The organism is Streptomyces sp. NPDC048483 (genome assembly GCF_040651455.1).
Taxonomy (GTDB): domain Bacteria; phylum Actinomycetota; class Actinomycetes; order Streptomycetales; family Streptomycetaceae; genus Streptomyces.
Map to the genome: position 1 here is coordinate 1 of NZ_JBEZJZ010000156.1, position 15,473 is coordinate 15,473.

At 72.1% G+C, this 15,473-nt stretch carries 15 protein-coding genes; 4 read left to right on the forward strand and 11 right to left on the reverse strand.

Going from position 1 to position 15,473, the window contains the following annotated elements:
- The 3 genes from AB0D04_RS39545 to AB0D04_RS39555 all read right to left on the reverse strand — a co-directional run.
- Positions 1-149: SulP family inorganic anion transporter (locus AB0D04_RS39545; RefSeq protein ID WP_362712259.1), on the reverse strand; the 149-nt coding region annotated here is incomplete at its 3' end.
- 83 nt (positions 150-232) lie between these two features.
- Positions 233-835, reverse strand: a complete 603-nt coding sequence (locus tag AB0D04_RS39550; RefSeq protein ID WP_362712246.1) for a carbonic anhydrase — start codon at positions 833-835, stop codon at positions 233-235.
- Between the two features lie 114 nt (positions 836-949).
- Positions 950-1,408, reverse strand: a complete 459-nt coding sequence (locus AB0D04_RS39555; protein WP_362712247.1) for a hypothetical protein — start codon at positions 1,406-1,408, stop codon at positions 950-952.
- Positions 1,409-1,730: 322 nt separating this feature from the next.
- Between AB0D04_RS39555 and AB0D04_RS39560 the strand changes: the two genes are divergently transcribed.
- The gene (locus AB0D04_RS39560) at positions 1,731-3,476 is read left to right on the forward strand and encodes a hydrogenase maturation protein (protein ID WP_362712248.1); all 1,746 of its coding nucleotides are present in this window, start codon (positions 1,731-1,733) and stop codon (positions 3,474-3,476) included.
- Between the two features lie 92 nt (positions 3,477-3,568).
- Here the strand turns inward: AB0D04_RS39560 and AB0D04_RS39565 are convergent, their stop codons facing one another.
- Together AB0D04_RS39565 and AB0D04_RS39570 are read right to left on the reverse strand one after the other, a co-directional pair.
- Positions 3,569-4,084, reverse strand: coding sequence for a winged helix-turn-helix domain-containing protein (locus tag AB0D04_RS39565; protein WP_362712249.1), 516 nt, complete (start codon positions 4,082-4,084; stop codon positions 3,569-3,571).
- 632 nt (positions 4,085-4,716) lie between these two features.
- Positions 4,717-5,250, reverse strand: a complete 534-nt coding sequence (locus AB0D04_RS39570) for a CGNR zinc finger domain-containing protein (protein WP_362712250.1) — start codon at positions 5,248-5,250, stop codon at positions 4,717-4,719.
- 25 nt (positions 5,251-5,275) lie between these two features.
- Here AB0D04_RS39570 and AB0D04_RS39575 point away from each other — a divergent pair, with 25 nt between their 5' ends.
- Together AB0D04_RS39575 and AB0D04_RS39580 are read left to right on the forward strand one after the other, a co-directional pair.
- Positions 5,276-6,670, forward strand: a complete 1,395-nt coding sequence (locus AB0D04_RS39575) for an MFS transporter (protein ID WP_362712251.1) — start codon at positions 5,276-5,278, stop codon at positions 6,668-6,670.
- Between the two features lie 60 nt (positions 6,671-6,730).
- Positions 6,731-7,735 carry an alpha/beta hydrolase gene (locus tag AB0D04_RS39580; protein WP_362712252.1) on the forward strand — a complete coding sequence of 335 codons (1,005 nt, stop codon included), beginning with the start codon at positions 6,731-6,733 and terminating at the stop codon, positions 7,733-7,735.
- 38 nt (positions 7,736-7,773) lie between these two features.
- Here the strand turns inward: AB0D04_RS39580 and AB0D04_RS39585 are convergent, their stop codons facing one another.
- The 6 genes from AB0D04_RS39585 to AB0D04_RS39610 form a co-directional block, all read right to left on the reverse strand.
- Positions 7,774-8,151, reverse strand: a complete 378-nt coding sequence (locus AB0D04_RS39585) for a DUF664 domain-containing protein (RefSeq protein WP_362712260.1) — start codon at positions 8,149-8,151, stop codon at positions 7,774-7,776.
- Positions 8,073-8,897, reverse strand: a complete 825-nt coding sequence (locus tag AB0D04_RS39590) for a polysaccharide deacetylase family protein (protein ID WP_362712253.1) — start codon at positions 8,895-8,897, stop codon at positions 8,073-8,075. The genes AB0D04_RS39585 and AB0D04_RS39590 overlap by 79 nt, the downstream gene beginning before the upstream one ends.
- Positions 8,894-9,610, reverse strand: coding sequence for a hypothetical protein (locus AB0D04_RS39595; RefSeq protein WP_362712254.1), 717 nt, complete (start codon positions 9,608-9,610; stop codon positions 8,894-8,896). The genes AB0D04_RS39590 and AB0D04_RS39595 overlap by 4 nt, the downstream gene beginning before the upstream one ends.
- Complete coding sequence (locus AB0D04_RS39600; RefSeq protein WP_362712255.1) at positions 9,607-9,990, reverse strand: hypothetical protein; 384 nt, start codon at positions 9,988-9,990, stop codon at positions 9,607-9,609. Before AB0D04_RS39600 ends, AB0D04_RS39595 begins: the two co-directional genes overlap by 4 nt.
- Positions 9,991-10,453: 463 nt before the next feature.
- Positions 10,454-12,568 (reverse strand): EAL domain-containing protein, encoded by a 2,115-nt coding sequence (locus AB0D04_RS39605; RefSeq protein ID WP_362712256.1) that lies wholly within the window; start codon positions 12,566-12,568, stop codon positions 10,454-10,456.
- On the reverse strand, positions 12,565-13,371 hold the full coding sequence (locus AB0D04_RS39610) for an SAM-dependent methyltransferase (RefSeq protein WP_362712257.1): 807 nt from the start codon (positions 13,369-13,371) through the stop codon (positions 12,565-12,567). The genes AB0D04_RS39605 and AB0D04_RS39610 overlap by 4 nt, the downstream gene beginning before the upstream one ends.
- A 226-nt stretch (positions 13,372-13,597) precedes the next feature.
- On the opposite strand from AB0D04_RS39610, the gene AB0D04_RS39615 reads away from it, so the two are divergent.
- Positions 13,598-15,397 carry a glycoside hydrolase family 15 protein gene (locus tag AB0D04_RS39615; RefSeq protein WP_362712258.1) on the forward strand — a complete coding sequence of 600 codons (1,800 nt, stop codon included), beginning with the start codon at positions 13,598-13,600 and terminating at the stop codon, positions 15,395-15,397.
- The last annotated feature ends 76 nt before the right edge of the window (positions 15,398-15,473 follow it).

Here is a 15,473-nt window from a genome sequence, read left to right on the forward strand (position 1 = left end):
GTGAGCAGTCCGCCGACGATGCCGGTGACCAGCCCCAGCTCGGCCGGTACGCCGGAGGCGACCGCCACCCCGACACACAGCGGGACGGCGACCAGGAAGACGACGAGGGAGGCGGTGAAATCCGCCCGGAAGGAGGCGAGTTGCTTCAGCGAGGCGATGTCCTTCAGTGAGATGGGGCGCTTTTGCGAGGTGGGTTGCGTGTGGTGCTTCATGGCGTGGTCGGCCTCCGCCTTCACAGGGGGAGGAACGCGTCGGCGGCGGGCTCATAGGCGGACACCGAGCCGGTGTGCACCTCGTAGAACCAGCCGTGCAGCGTGACCTCACCGGCCGCCAGGCGCTCCCGTACGCAGGGGTATCCGCGCAGCCGGTCCAGCTGTTCGCAGACGTGGTGCTGGACCGCGGCGGTGACCGCCGGTTCGGGGTCGCCGGGCAGTTCGTCGGACAGCGCGTGGGCCAGCCAGTCCCGTACGGCGGGTGCGCCGGCCAGGTCCTCGCCGCGGGCCTTGGCGCCGACCGCGCCGCAGTGCGAGTGACCGCAGACCACGATGTCGTCGACGGCCAGGACACGCATGGCGTACTCGATGGTGGCGGCCTCCGAACTGGCCGGCATGTCTTCCTGGTAGACGGGCACGGCGTTCCCGGCCGTGCGGAGCTCGAAGAGTTCGCCTGGCTGCGCCCCGGTGATCAGGGACGGTACGACCCGGGAGTCGGAACAGGTGATGAACAGGGCGAGGGGCGACTGCCCGGCGGCGAGCCGGCCGTAGGCCTCCCGCTCCTCACTCCGTTCGGCGATCCGGGCGGTCCGGCCCCGGGCATGCTGGATGAAGGTCTCCATGAGGAGGTCTCCTGCTGATGAGTGGTGCCACCGCGAGGGTGGCGCGAAAGTGTGGCGCGCAAGTGGGGACCAGGCCTTGACCCACTTGGCAGGCCCGGGCCACCGCGGCGCCGCTCAGCAGCGGAAGGCGCAGTGCAGTACGGGGAGTTGGCTGGGTCTTGATGCGGCGGCGGCCGGAGTGGAACACCGGCCCGCCGGAGGTCCGGAGGCGACGACGGGTGCGGAGGTCGGGTCGGTGCGGCACGGCGGCAGGGGCCGCCCTGTGCACTGCGGAATGCCGGCCGAGGTCCGTGTGACGCGGCGCGGCTGGCCGCGCTCGGCCTCGAGCTCGGTGCAGTCCCCGTCGCCGTCGCCGGTGGCGTCGACAACCGGGACGCTACCGGTGGACTTGAGCGCCACTGCGGCCGGCAGGGCGGGCGTCGACGACTCGGGCGTGGCGGCCGCAGCGGCCAGTACGCACGCGAAGACGGCCATGAGGAGGGTGAGGGGAAGACGGCAGAGGCGGCGAAGCGAGATGCCGGGCACGACGGCTATGCCGGTTGTGCTGGCTATGCCGGTTCCCTTCCGCATCATCGCCCTCCGTTTCGCCTCAGGTGCACCCACACTGCACCAATCAGGTTTCCACCGTGATAACGGGAAATGACGCCATGCTTCCTTGGTGCTTTGGCGCGGGTGCACGGTCGTTGAGGACACGCCCCGGTCCTTTGAAGTTAAAAGAATCACCAAGTTGATGTCAATCGAAGGCCAAAGATGGCGAGGCGGCGCCGGTCGTTGCGCCGCCCGGCGGCCACCGATCGGATGACCCGCCGAGCGGGTCCGGTGCCCGGCGCCCCCTCCTGCGGAACCATCGCGACCAGTCATCGGCACATCGGTACCAGCCCCAGGGGAGTCTGCCGTGCGCATTCTGCTCATCGCCGGCGCGTTCAACAGCCTGACGCAGCGCGTCCACGCCGAACTCACCGATGGCGGACACCGGGTGACGGTGGAGCTGGTCACCCGTCGGACACCCCTCCTCGAGACCGTACGCCGGCACGCCCCCGACCTGATCATCGCGCCGATGCTCAAAACGGCCGTCCCGCGGGAGGTGTGGTCCGCGTACACCTGCCTGATCGTGCACCCCGGCCCTCTCGGCGACCGCGGACCGTCCTCGGTTGACTGGGCGGTGCACCTGGGTGCGGACCGATGGGGCGTCACGGTCCTGCAGGCCAATGACGAGATGGACGCGGGGGATGTGTGGGCCGCCGCCGGCTGCCCCGTTCCCGAGGTCGGCAAGAGCGATCTGTACCGGAACGAGATCGCGGATGCGGCGATGGAAGCGGTCCGCACCGCCGTCGAGCGGTTCGCGTCCGGCGACCACCGCCCGCGGCCGCAGCACTTGCTCCCCGCCGCCGAAAAACCCGGCTGCCCGCGGCCGCCCCTCCGCCAGACCGAGCGCCGTATCGACTGGCGAACGGACCCGACCGACACCGTCGTCCGCAAGCTGCGCGCCGCGGACTCACAGCCCGGAGTACGCGACGAGCTGCTCGGCGAGACCTGGTTTCTGCACGGCGGCCACCCCGAGGACACGCTCACCGGCGAGCCGGGCGCGCTGCTCGCCACCCGGTCCGGCGCCGTTTGCCGGGCCACGGCCGACGGCGCGGTCTGGATCCCGGAACTGCGCCCGCCGCGCACCCCGGGGGCACCCGCCACCTTCAAACTGCCCGCGACCCTCGCACTCGGCGACCGGCTGCCGCACGTACCCGAGATCCCGGCGCCGCCGGAGCCCGACGACGGGCCCTCTACGGAGACCGGCCGCACAGAGACCGGCCGCCCGCGCACCTGGACCGATATCCGCTACCGCGAGGACGGCGCCGTCGGCTTCCTGCGCTTCGCCTTCCCCGGTGGGGCGATGAGCACCGACCACTGCCGCCGTCTGCTCGCCGCCTACCGGCACGCCTGCTCCCGGCCGACCTCCGTGCTGGTCCTCGGCGGCTGCCGGGACTTCTTCGCCAACGGCATCCACCTCAACGTCATCGAGGGCGCCCCGGACCCCGCCGCGGAGTCCTGGGCCAACATCAACGCCATGGACGACCTCGTCCACGCCGTCCTGACCACCACCGACCGGCTGGTGGTCGCCGCGCTCGGCGGCAACGCCGCGGCCGGCGGGGCAATGCTGGCGCTGGCGGCCGACGAGGTCTGGTGCCGGTCGGCCGTGGTGCTCAACCCCCACTACCGGCTGATGGGTCTGTACGGATCCGAGTACTGGACCTACACCCTGCCCGGCCGGGCAGGGCCCGAGGCGGCCGCGCGGCTCATGGAACGGGCGCTGCCGGTCACCGCGGCCACCGGGCAGCGCCTCGGACTGGTGGACCGGCTCATCGACTGCGGCCCGCAGGACTTCACGGCACGGACCGCACAACTGGCCGCCCACCTCGCGGCGGCGCCCTCCTGTCAGCCGCGGATCGCCGCCAAGAAGGCCGACCGGGAACGCGATGAGGCACACCGGCCGCTCGCCGCCTACCGGTCCCATGAACTGGCCCGGATGCACACCAACTTCTTCGCCCCGGACCAGCCGTATCACGCCCTGCGGCGCGCCTTCGTACGGAAGGAGCCCGCAACCGGGACGCCGCCACATCTGGCGGCGGCACACGAGAGCGGGTGACGGTGTGCCGCGGCCCCTGGACCGGCGGACGGGGGGCGCCGGTACAGGGGCCGCGGCCGAAAGACGACCGTGTCGGCTGCGGAACCCGCCGTCTACGGAGTGGGCAGGTACTTGTAGCCGATGCCGAACACGGTGCTGATGGAGTCGCGGCGGGCCGGCCCCAGCCGTCGCCGCAGCCGGGCGATGTGGACATCGACGGTGCGGGCGCTGGACTGGCAGGACGGCCAGAGGGCATCCATCAGCTGCTGTCGGGTGAAGGCGCGCTGCGGGTGCAGCACCAGGTGAGCGAGCAGGTCGAATTCCAGCCGGGGCAGGTTGAGTTGGCGTCCTTCAATGGACACGGTGCGGGCCGCGGTATCGATCTGGATCGGGTCCGGTGGACTCGCCGTGGGCCGCGCCGGCGCATTTGCCGTGGTGGGGCGGGGTGGTTCCGCGCAGGGTGGCGCCAGGATGATGTGCACCTCGTCCGGAAGCCGGTGGACCGACACGGGTTCGAGGTCGTGCAGGGTGAGTTGCCACTTGCCGTCGGGAAGCCGGTCGACCGCCAGGGGAGGTCCATCGTCGGGGGCGGCATCGGCCGGGAGGCCGAACTCTGACTCTGGTCGCAAGACAAGGGTCGTCGAGGAGTTCATAAACATGATCTGGGCCCATTCCTCTTGCAAAGCAGGCGTGTACGGACAGAGACATGGCGGTGCTCGACGTTCGGTTTTCGGAGGTACTGCGGGATGAACGCGACGCGGTCCCGATGCGGGTTGGCCCACCGACACTTGTGATGCGGGTGTGGCCAGTGGGGCCAGTGCTCCGTTTGTGCCGGAAACATGCGCGCGCCCAGGCCCGTAGTCAGCCGTGACGTGGTGCAAAGCCGCGGCTCAGCTCCGATTCGAACGCTACATGTGATCACATGCTTCCGGAAAGTAGCGTCCGCTAATCATGGTGGCGCTTGGGTCGGTTTCGCGCTGATCTGGCGAACCGTCAGTTCCAGGTCAAGTAGCGTCAGAAGGTGTCTTCTTGGTGTACGGAAGGTGACTGATAAGTGAACATACCAAGAAGGCGGCAGGAATGCGGTGGGAGTGCTTTCGCAGTGCAGGGAAAACGGCGGGCTCGGGCGCGGAGGGTGGCCGAAATGGTGCGCCGCCGCGCCGCGTGTGCGGGAAAGTGCGTGGCGCGGCGTGGCTGGAAATTCATGCTGAATTGGCCGACATTTACCAATAGTTGAGAGATGAACAGGGTGTGAAAGCCGTCATGATCGGCCCGGCGCCGTCCTCCTGGCACGGTGTCGGCGGACCGCGTCGCGATTGGCGCAGGCAGGGGAGCAGTAACGCTGCCGGCCGGCCCGGCTGAAATCCGCGTAGGCATTACCGCATTCGGCCAGCGCGCAGCGGCCCAGCCGGTGCATCCCCAGGCCGGTCAGATGGAACGCGGTGGCGACGGCGGCCATCGCGCGCAGCACGCCGGCCGGACTCCGGCCGTCTTCACGATAGTGAAGGTGCCAGCCGCCGTCGGCGTGGTCGGTCAGCCGGGGGTGGGTGGTGGCCTCCGCGAGCAGGGCGTTGAGCAGGGCCGCGCGGCGGGCGTCGGTAGCGGCATCGACGACCTCGGTCCAGCGGGCCAGGAAGTCCAGCACGTCGGCCAGATCGGCATCCGTCATGGGGTCGTCCAGCGGCATGTCCGCCGCGCGGCACCGAGCGGTCAGCTCCTCCGCACTGGTCGGAGGCGTGTTGGTGAGGTCGGTCACAAAGCGGACGCGATCCGCCCCGTAAGGGTTCAGCTGCATAAGGACATTACAGCAGGGTGCGCTCATGGACCGCATGAACAAATGGCTGCCCCTCGTCGCCACCTGCCTCGGCACCTTCCTCCTTCTTGTCTACGCCACGATCGTGACGGTGGCGCTGCCGCGCATGGCCGCCGACCTCAACGCGGGCTTCGGCGCGCTGCAATGGATCGTCGACGTCTACACCCTCGCCCTCGCCGGGCTGCTGCTCGGCATGGGATCGCTCGGCGACACCCTGGGATGCAAGCGGCTGTACGTACTCGGCCTCGCCGTCTTCACACTGGCCACCCTCGGATGCGGGATGGCCGAAAACGTTCAGCTGCTGATCGCGGCCCGCGCCGTCCAGGGGGTCGCGGGCGCCGCGATGTTCGCCACGCTGTTACCCCTGATCGGCCTGACGTACAGCGGGCGGGACAAGGCCCGCGCGTTCGCCGTCTGGGGCGCCGTCGCCGGGGCGGCCGCCGGTGTCGGCAATGTTGCCGGCGGCATGCTCACCCAACTCCTGTCCTGGCAGTGGATCTTCTACGGCTCGGTGCCGCTCTGTCTCGCCACGCTGCTGCTGTCCCTGAAGATGCCGGCCGGCGACGCGCCCACACCGACCCCCGTCGACTGGCCGGGCATCGTGGCCTTCACCCTGGCCGCAACCGGCGTCACCTTCGGCTTCGTCCGCGGCGGTGAACGGGGCTGGGGCGACGCCGTGACGCTCCTCGGCTTCGCCGTCGGCGCGGCCGCGCTCACCGCGTTCGTCCGCATCGAGCGGGCATCGGCGCACCCCATGATTCCCCTCGCGCTGCTTCGTAAGCCCGCCTTCGACGGCCTGTTGGCCGCGTCCGGCGCCTACTACCTGGCCGCCTTCGCCTTCCTCCCGGTGCTCTCGCTCTGGCTCCAGAACGACGCCGGACTCACCTCCTTCGCCACCTCACTCGTCATCAGCGCCCAGCCGCTGGCCTTCTTCGTCACCTCCGCGTTGGCCGGCAGCGCACTGCACCGGGCCCCCGCCCACTGGGCCATCGGCGGTGGCTGCGCACTCGTCGGGATCGGCGATCTGGCCCTGCTCGCCGCGCAACCCGGCTCCACCTGGCCGGTGTTGCTGCCGGGCCTCGTCCTCACCGGCGTCGGCGCCGGGCTCGTCTCCCCCGTGCTGCCGGCGACGGCCATGGCCGCGGCACCGCCGGCCCACAGCGGTGTCGCCGCCGCGGCCGCCAACGGCGCACGCCAGCTCGGCCTCGCGCTGGGCATCGCGCTCCTGGGCACGGCCTTCCGTGCGTACGGCCTGCACGCCGTGTTCCTGTTGGCGGGCGCCATCGCGCTGGGCGGCGGCACGGCGGCTGTGGCACTGGGCTCACCCACCGCCCGGCGAATCCTTACCGCGCGGTGGCGCGCGCACCGGGTGGCCACCTCAAGGCAGGATGGCCGTGGTTGACCAAGGGGCGGCGCCCTGGCCGTGGGCGCCGCCGACGCATTGCGAGGTAGGACACATCCGATGACCGACACCCAGCCCGCCGACACCCAGCCCGTCCCCGTCGGGCCGCCGCCACCGTTCGACCCCGAGCTGGTGGACCTCCTCGAGGCCATAGGGAAGGACCTGCCACCCGCCCTGCTGCCCGACATGATCCCCCAACTGCGTCAGTCGCGCCTGGTGGAGCTGCCCTCGGACGAGACGATGAGCCTCGGCGGCGCCTTCGAGGTCGAGGACCGCACGGTGCCGGGGCCGCAGGGCGCGCCGGACATCTCGCTGCTCATCCTGCGGCCGGCGGGGGAGCCGGGGCCGCTGCCCGCCCTGTACATGATGCACGGCGGCGGCATGATCGTCGGGGACCGGCGCAGCGGTGCCCTGGGCTTTCTGGAGCTGGCGCGGGAGCTGCGTACGGTCGTCGTGTCGGTCGAATACCGGCTCGCCCCCGAAGACCCGCACCCCGCACCGGTGGAGGACTGCTACGCGGGCCTGCTCTGGACGGCCGCCCACGCCGCCGACATCGGCGTCGACCCCGGCCGGATCGTGGTCGCCGGCGCCAGCGCCGGTGGTGGACTCGCCGCGGCCGTCGCCCTGATGGCGCGCGACCGGGGCGGCCCGGAGCTCGCCGGACAGCTCCTGCTGTGCCCGATGCTCGACGACCGTAACGACACCCCGTCCAGCTACCAGATGGCCGGGCTCGGGGTCTGGGACCGTACGGCCAACAACACCGGCTGGACCGCGCTCCTGGGGGAGGCGCGCGGCGGCCCGGACGTCTCGCCGTACGCCGCGCCCGCCCGCGCCGAGGACCTGTCCGGGCTGCCGCCGGCATTCATCGACGTCGGCTCGGCCGAGACCTTCCGCGACGAGGACATCGCCTACGCCGGCCGGCTCTGGCAGGTCGGCGGCAGCGCCGAACTCCATGTGTGGCCCGGCGGATTCCATGGCTTCACGGGCATGGCACCCCAGGCCGCGCTGTCCCGCGACGCGGGGGCGGCACCACTGAACTGGCTGCGCCGGCTCCTCGCGAACTGACCGCTTGCGCCCCCACCCACCAGGGTGGGGGCGGGCCCTCAGGCGCCCACCACCCCGTCGATCCCCTCGCGCAGGAAGTCCGCATGGCCGTTGTGCCGGGCGTACTCATGGATCAGGTGCAGCAGCACCATCCGGAGCGAGACGTCCTTGCCCCACCGCGCCTGATGCCCCGTCACCTCGAGGGAATCCGCCGCCCGCTCGATCCGCCGGGCGTGCTCGACCTCGTTCTGCCAGGCCTCGAAGGCTTCCGTCCGGGTGGCCGTACCGGCGTCGTAGCTGCTCGTAGCCCGTGCCCGGTCGGCCCGTGCCGACCGGTCGTCACCGGCACTACGGACGCCTACGGCGTCGCCCCGGTGCCCGGTCGGCCGGCCGCCGGGCGCCAGAGCAGGGTGCGGGCCTGGCGGCAGAGGCGCCAGGCCATGGTCTGCAGAGTCTCCGGCAGCGGGGCGACGGGGGCGCCGGTGCCGCGGGTCCACTGGGTGAAGAGCTCGGGCGGTGTGTCGGCGCGGACCATCAGGCGGCAGATGCGCATCGGCTCGTCGCCGGCGGAGCTGAAGGCGTTGCGGACCGTACAGGCCGAGGTCCAGCCGGCCTCCCGTACGGTGCGGCGTACGGCGGTGCTGGAGTAGCCGTACGGGTAGGCGAAGGCGTAGACAGGGTGGCCGAGCACGTCCTCCAGCCGTCGTTTGTTGTCGACGATCTCGTGCCACATCCGCTGGGCGGGCAGTGCGTCCAGCTGCGGATGGGTGGTGGTGTGGCCACCGATCTCGAAGTCCAGGGCGTCGAGGGTGGCGACCTGACGCCATGTCAGCATGGGGGCGGGCGGCAGCAGGCTGCCTTCGGGGCGGCCGCCGGGCGGGTGGATGGCGCCCGTGGTGATGTAGAGCGTCGCGGGCAGGGAGCGGTCGGTGAGCAGCGGGGTCACCGTCCAGTAGAAGTCGGCGAAACCGTCGTCGAAGGTGAGGACGGCGCTGCGCGGCGGCAGCGGGGGGCCGCCGCGCAACGCCGCGACCAACCGCCGCAGGGGCACCACGGTCAGCCCGGCATCCGCCATCCGGTCCAGCTGCTCGGTGAAAGCCCGGGGCGTGACCGTGTACGGCACTGTCCACGCGGGGGGATCGGTGCTCACCGAGTGGTAGAGGAAGACGGGCACGGCCCTCATGACCGGGCGGCGGTCTCCGGCTCGGTCGGCCGGATCAGGCCGGTGGCGCGGCCGACCGCCGCGCGGCCTGCGCCGGAGCCGGCACGGGGGCCACTGCCGATGGCCCGCTCCGGTGCGGTGATCCGGCCGCGGCCGGCCGGGGTGTTGCCGTCGGTGAAGGCGCAGATCCGGCGGCGGGCCACCGACAGCCCGCAAGGGTGCGCCCGAGCCAGGCCCACCATGGTTTCCCTCACATTCCTGGCTCGGGACGGGTGGTGGCGGCGCGCTGGGTCGAGCGCGCCGTCGTTGCCGGGGGTGTGGTCCACCACCACGGTCGCGAACGACGCGTGCTCGGCGCGCAGCGGCAGATCCCGACGCGCACGGAGCATCGCGGGCCGGTTGTGGGCGGCCACGCCGACGTCCGGCCGGTCCGCCGGCCCCCGGACCCGTGCGGCAGGTCCGGGCCCCGGCAGTGCCGCCTGGTCGGGGGCCGGCGGGGTCGGTTGGCGCGGTGCGGCGTCGGCCGGCGCCCGGTACAGCCCGTCGGTGTCCCCGAGGACGCCGTGCGCGCTGACCGTGCCGAGCGGGTGTCCCTGCTGCCGCACCAACGCCAACACGCGTCCGTCCCGGTTGGCCGTCGGATCCAGCTCGACGACAGGGGCGGGGGTGTAGAGCGTTTCGCGGGCGGCGAGGCCGGGGCAGGCCGCTGCGGTGCGCCGACCGAGGCCGGTCATCGCTTCCCCACACCCACGGGTGTCGAGCGCCGGGCGCCGGTGCGTTCGGCGATCGGGGTCCGCGGCATGCGGCGGCCGTCGGAGGCCGCGTGCAGGGGCGAGCGCCCGCTGCGGCGGGGAAGTTTTGGCCTGGGCACCTCGGCGATACGAAGTCCCAGGCGCGGGGCGTGCGCAAGGGGTGTGGCGTGGTCCCTGCGGTGGGCGACGGCGGGCAGCGCCAGGTTGCCCGGCGGGCGCATCGGCGTCAGAGCGGGCGAGCCGCCCCCGGCGAGGAACCGGGAGCCCTTGGCGAAGCCCGAACTGACGGTGTGTGGGACGGGTGGGGTGCCGGTGGCGCGCCGCAGGAGCTGCGGGGTCGCCAAGCGGTCGCTTGCGCTCATCGGGTACCGCCTTGGGTACGGCCTTGCGAAAGGCAACGGGTGCCCCTGGCGGGAGGCCTGAGGGCGGACCCGTTAGCTGCGAGGGTGTACACCGACGGTGCCGCTACCGGGCTCCGGCCGGAAAGGCGCGGTACACCTATTGTCGAGGAGAGTGATCCACGGGGCGGCGGGCTGAAGGGGGAACTCGGGCCGCTCTGCCCCGGACGCGAAGTGCGTCGGTCGCTCTCGGACGCGTCAAGCGTCAACCACCACACCTGGCACATGTGCTGTCCGTATGCGGGCGGACGGGGTGTCCGCGGATACGGTGCCAGGTCTCCATGGTGGGCGGAGCCTCCGGCCGGGTCAAGGTAATTTGTACTATAAAGCATACTTTGCAATCTGTTTACCCTCGTCCGGTGCCGTCCCGCTGCGCGTTCCCCTGCCGGGCGTTCCCCTGCCGGGCGCTCTCCTGCCGGGCGTCCCCTCACCCGGCGTCCCCGGTCTCCTTCGCGATCCGGCGGGTGATCTCACCGGGCCGCACCGGACGGCCGTAATGCCAGCCCTGCGCCCAGTCGCAGCCCATCTCCCGCAGCCGCTCCGCATCCGCCGCGGTCTCCACGCCCTCCGCCGTCACGGTCAGCCCGAGCGTGTGCGCCAGTGACACCATGCCGCCGATGATCCGCCACCCCAGGGCATCGTCCTCACCGGCCGCATGCAGCTCCGACACGAAGGACCCCGCGATCTTCAGCCCGGACACCGGCAGATCCCGCAGATACGCCAGGTTCGACCAGCCGGTGCCGAAGTCGTCCACGGTCAGCGAGACGCCCATGTCGACGAGCGTGCGCAGCGCCTGCAGCGCCGGGTCGTGCGGCCCGAGCATCGCGCTCTCGGTGATCTCCAGCTGCAGCTGTCCCGGATCCAGCCCGCTGGCCCGCAGAATCCGGTCGATGTCGGCGAGCAGACCGGCGTTACGCGCCTGCCGCACCGCCAGATTGACGTTGATGCGCGGCGCCGCCCGCCCGAACCGGGCCACCCACCGCGCCGCCTGCTCACACGCCTGCAGCAGCACCCACCGGCCCAGCGGAATGATCAGCCCGCTCTCCTCCGCGGTCGTGATGAACTCGTCCGGCCCCAGCACCCCCAACTCCGGGTGCCGCCACCGCACCAGCGCCTCCGCCGCCACCGTCGAGCCGTCCGACAGCGCACACAGTGGCTGGTACTCGATGAAGAACTCGCCGCGGTCCAGCGCCATCGGAATCCGCACCGACATCGCGTACTGGCTGACCGCCACCGCGTTCCGCCGGGGATCGAACAGCGTCCAGCGGCCCCGTCCCTCCTTCTTCGCCCGGTACAGCGTCAGATCCGCGCTGCGCATCGCGGCCCCCGGAGTCGTCGAGGAGACCGGCTGCTCCACCACACCGACGCTCGCCCGCACCACCAGCTGCTGATCCCCGATCAGAAACGGCGGCGCCAGCGCCCCCAGCACCGTCTGCGCCACCGCGATCCCCTCCTGCCGGCCCCGGCAGCCCTCCACCAGCACGATGAACTCGTCACCGCCCAGCCGCGCCACCAGATGCCCCAGCGGCGCCAGCGTCGTCTGCAAGCGGTCCGCCACCGCCCCCAGCAGCTGGTCGCCGGTCTCGTGCCCCAGGCTGTCGTTGATGTTCTTGAAACCGTCCAGGTCCACCGAGCACAGCCCGAACCGCGCGCCCGGATCGGGGGCCGCGAACAGGCGCTCCAGCCGCTCGAAGAACGCCGTACGGTTCGGCAGCCCGGTCAGCGGATCGTGCGTGGCCTGATAGCGCAGCCGCTCCTGCAGCCGGTGCTGGTCGGTGACGTCCTCCAGCATCGCCACCTGATAGCGCGGCTCCCCCTCCTCGTCGCGGATCAGCGACACCGTCAGATGGGTCCAGATCACCTCGCCGTCGTGCCGGTAGTACGGCTTGTCGCACTGGAAGTGCTCGCGCCGGCCGCGCACCAGCTCGCGGTACGCCTCCCACACCCCCGGCGCGTCCTCGGGATGCACCAGCTTGTCGACGCTCAGATGGCGCATGTCCTCGGCACGCGCACCGAACATCTCCGTCAGCGCCCTGTTCACCGCCAGGATGTTCCCCTCCAGATCGCCGATCCCGATCCCGATCGCGGCCGTCTCGAACACCGCCCGGAACCTGGCCTCCGACGCATAGAGCGCCTTCTCCGCGCCCCGGCGCGCCAGGTCCACCGCCCGCCGCATCGCTTCCTGCTCGCGCAGCGTCCGGTCGCGCAGCGCCCCCGACCAGCCCGCGGCGAACGCCCCCACCAGCTCCGGCCCGCGGCCGTCCGCCACCGGCCACTCCTCCAGCAGCGCCACCGCCCGCGCCAGTACCGCCGGATCGGTGAAATGCGCGTCCACCAGCAGCGCCCCGGCCTGCTCGGCCGGCTCCGGCCGGAACGGCTCCGCCCCGTGGGCGCGCCCCAGCAGTTCCGCCGTACGGGACACCAACGGCCCCAGAATTCCCGGGCTCACCGCCGCGCCATGGCCCTCGCGCAGGAGACGGGACCAGGCGTCCCGGAAGCGGACCGCGGATGCCTCCGCAGGCCCCGGCGGTGGGGCGGTCACGGCCTGCGCCCCACTCCCGCCAGGCCGGTCGTCAACTCGGGGTGCGGACCGACCGTTTCGAGCCGTTCGGGGTGCCACTCGGGCAGGAAGACCACGCCCGGCTCGACGGGAACGAAGCCGTCGAAGAGCGCGGTGATGTCCGCCCGGGACCGCATCGTCAGCGGCGTCGGCGTCCGCCGGTAGAGCTCCTGGTGACCTTCCGCCTGGTCGGGGCGGCCCTCCGACGAGGCATGGGAGAGCACCAGCGCGCTGCCCGGCGGAACCTCGTCATGCAGTACCCGGACGATCCGCCCCGGATCCTCCTCGTCCGTCACGAAGTGCAGTACGGCCACCAGCAGTACCCCCACCGGCTCCCCAGGTCTCAGCAGCGCGGCGACCGCGGGCTCGGCCAGCAGGCCCTCCGGATCGCGCATATCGGCCCGTACCACCTCGCACAGCGGGTCGTCCCGCAGCATCAGCCGGCTGTGCGCCACCGCCACCGGGTCGATGTCGACGTACACCACCCGCGCGTCGGGCCGGACTTCCCGCGCGACCTCGTGGACCGCCCCGAACGTCGGGATCCCGGACCCGATGTCCAGGAACCGCGTACACCCTTCCCCGGCCAGGTACTGCACCGCGCGCCGCAGGAAGGCGCGGTTGGCGCGCATGATCCGGGGCAGGTCCGGCCACATCTCGATCGCCTTGCGCGCCATCTCCCGGTCCGCCGCGAAGTTGTGCGATCCGCCCAGGTAGCAGTCGTAGACCCGGGCGACGTTGGGCGTGTCCTGGTCCGTCCCCTCAGGCACCCAGTGCGGACGCTTCATGGGGGCACCCCTTCCCCTCCGGAGTGCTGTCGCCTCTGGAGTGAGGGCACACCCCACAACTGGGGTGATGGCACACCCCCTGCACAGCGTCCTCCCGTCGCACAGCCGGTGCAACCGGACAAGCGGCCCGCGGCCGCACGGGTGACGGGGCGGGACGCGTGCCGAGGTGCCCGCCGGGCGGGGGCCGGGGACGGCCCCCAGAATGGAACCCACCGAGGGAGTCGCCATGCCCGGACGCATCGAGGACTACGCCCTCCTGGGCGACCTGCAGACCGCTGCCCTGGTCGCCAAGGACGGCTCGGTGGACTGGCTCTGCCTCCCGCGCTTCGACTCGCCCAGCTGCTTCACCGCCCTCCTCGGCGACGAACGCCAGGGCCACTGGCGGATCGCCCCCGTGGAGGCCGGGTCGTGCACCCGCCGCGCCTACCACGGCGACACCCTCGTCCTGGAAACCTTCTGGGAGACACCGGACGGCGCCGTCAAAGTCATCGACTTCATGCCGCAGCGCGATCACGCCCCCCGCCTCGTCCGCATCGTCGAAGGCCTGCGTGGCAGCGTCGAGATGCGCGGCGACCTGCGGCTCCGCTTCAACTACGGGCGCAGCGCCCCCTGGGTGCGACGTACCGAACACCACCGCATCGCCGTCGCAGGACCCGACTCCGCCTGGCTGCGCCTCGTCCCCGGCATCCACACCTTCGGCCATGACAGCAGCACCCGCTCCGAATTCACCGTACGGGCCGGCGAGCGGGTCCCCTTCGTCCTCACCTGGCAGCCCTCCCACCTGCCCACCACCCACCGCGTCGACCCCGACCACCTGCTGCGCCGGACCGCCGACGCCTGGCAGCACTGGACGGCCGGCTGCCGCTACCAGGGCCCCTGGCCCGACGCCGTGGTGCGCTCCCTGATCACCCTCAAGGCCCTCGCCTACCGCCCCACCGGCGGCATTGTCGCCGCCGCCACCGCCTCGCTGCCCGAACGCATCGGCGGGGTACGCAACTGGGACTACCGCTTCTGCTGGCTGCGCGACTCCAGCATGACGCTGTCCGCCCTGCTGCGCGGCGGCTTCCGCGACGAGGCGGCGGCCTGGCGGCAGTGGCTGGTGCGGGCCATCGCCGGCGACCCCGGCGACCTCCAGAGCGTCTACGGTGTCGGGGGCGAGCGCCGCCTGCCGGAGACCGATGCCCACTGGCTGCCCGGCTACGAGAACTCCACCCCGGTCCGCTTCGGCAACGCCGCCGTCGACCAGCTTCAGCTCGACATCTACGGAGAGGTGGTCGACACCCTCTACCTGGCGCTGACCGCCGGCATTCCGATGGAGCGTCATGTCTGGGGCCTGGTCAAGGCGTTGATGTCCTTCCTGGAGGAGCACTGGCAGGACCCCGACGAAGGCCTCTGGGAGGGCCGGGGCGGCCGCCGGCACTGGGTGCACTCCAAGGTCATGTCGTGGGTCGCCGCCGATCGCGCCGTTCGGATGGCCGAGGCGACCGGACTCCCGGCCCCGGCGGACCGCTGGCGGGCGATGCGCCACGCGGTGCACGCCGATGTCTGCGCCCACGGCTACGACGCCGGGCGCGGCGTCTTCGTCCAGCACTACGGGGGCCGGGACCTCGACGCGGCCACACTGTTCATCGTCAAGACCGGCTTTCTGCCGCCCGACGACCCGCGGGTGGTCCGTACCGTGGACGCGGTCCGCGACGAACTGGACCACGGCGGATTCGTCCGCCGCTACGCCGGTGAGAGCGAGGTCGACGGGCTGCCCGGCAGCGAAGGGGCCTTCCTGGCCTGCTCGTTCTGGCTCGCCGATGCGCTGTCCGCGACCGGCCGCCCGGAAGCCGCCCGGGAACTCTTCGGGCAGGTGCTTGCGTCGGCCAACGACGTGGGCCTGCTGTCGGAGGAATGGGACCCCGCACACCGGCGCCAACTGGGCAACACCCCGCAGGCCTTCACCCACGTCGCCCTGGTCAACACGGCCTTTACGCTCGCCGAGGCGTCCGCCCCGGCGAGCGTGCCGCACAGCGGTCAGTAGCGGCGCGTACCGCACAGCGGTCGGCAGCGGCGCGTACCGCACAGCGGTCGGCAGCGGCGCGTACCGCACAGCGGTC

Coding starts and splice junctions, on each gene's coding strand:
- AB0D04_RS39550 (WP_362712246.1), bottom strand. CDS start 835: ATGGAGACCTTCATCCAGCATGCCCGGGGCCGGACCGCCCGGATCGCC.
- AB0D04_RS39555 (WP_362712247.1), bottom strand. CDS start 1,408: ATGATGCGGAAGGGAACCGGCATAGCCAGCACAACCGGCATAGCCGTC.
- AB0D04_RS39570 (WP_362712250.1), bottom strand. CDS start 5,250: ATGCAGCTGAACCCTTACGGGGCGGATCGCGTCCGCTTTGTGACCGAC.
- AB0D04_RS39575 (WP_362712251.1), top strand. CDS start 5,276: ATGGACCGCATGAACAAATGGCTGCCCCTCGTCGCCACCTGCCTCGGC.
- AB0D04_RS39580 (WP_362712252.1), top strand. CDS start 6,731: ATGACCGACACCCAGCCCGCCGACACCCAGCCCGTCCCCGTCGGGCCG.
- AB0D04_RS39590 (WP_362712253.1), bottom strand. CDS start 8,897: ATGAGGGCCGTGCCCGTCTTCCTCTACCACTCGGTGAGCACCGATCCC.
- AB0D04_RS39595 (WP_362712254.1), bottom strand. CDS start 9,610: ATGACCGGCCTCGGTCGGCGCACCGCAGCGGCCTGCCCCGGCCTCGCC.
- AB0D04_RS39600 (WP_362712255.1), bottom strand. CDS start 9,990: ATGAGCGCAAGCGACCGCTTGGCGACCCCGCAGCTCCTGCGGCGCGCC.
- AB0D04_RS39610 (WP_362712257.1), bottom strand. CDS start 13,371: ATGAAGCGTCCGCACTGGGTGCCTGAGGGGACGGACCAGGACACGCCC.
- AB0D04_RS39615 (WP_362712258.1), top strand. CDS start 13,598: ATGCCCGGACGCATCGAGGACTACGCCCTCCTGGGCGACCTGCAGACC.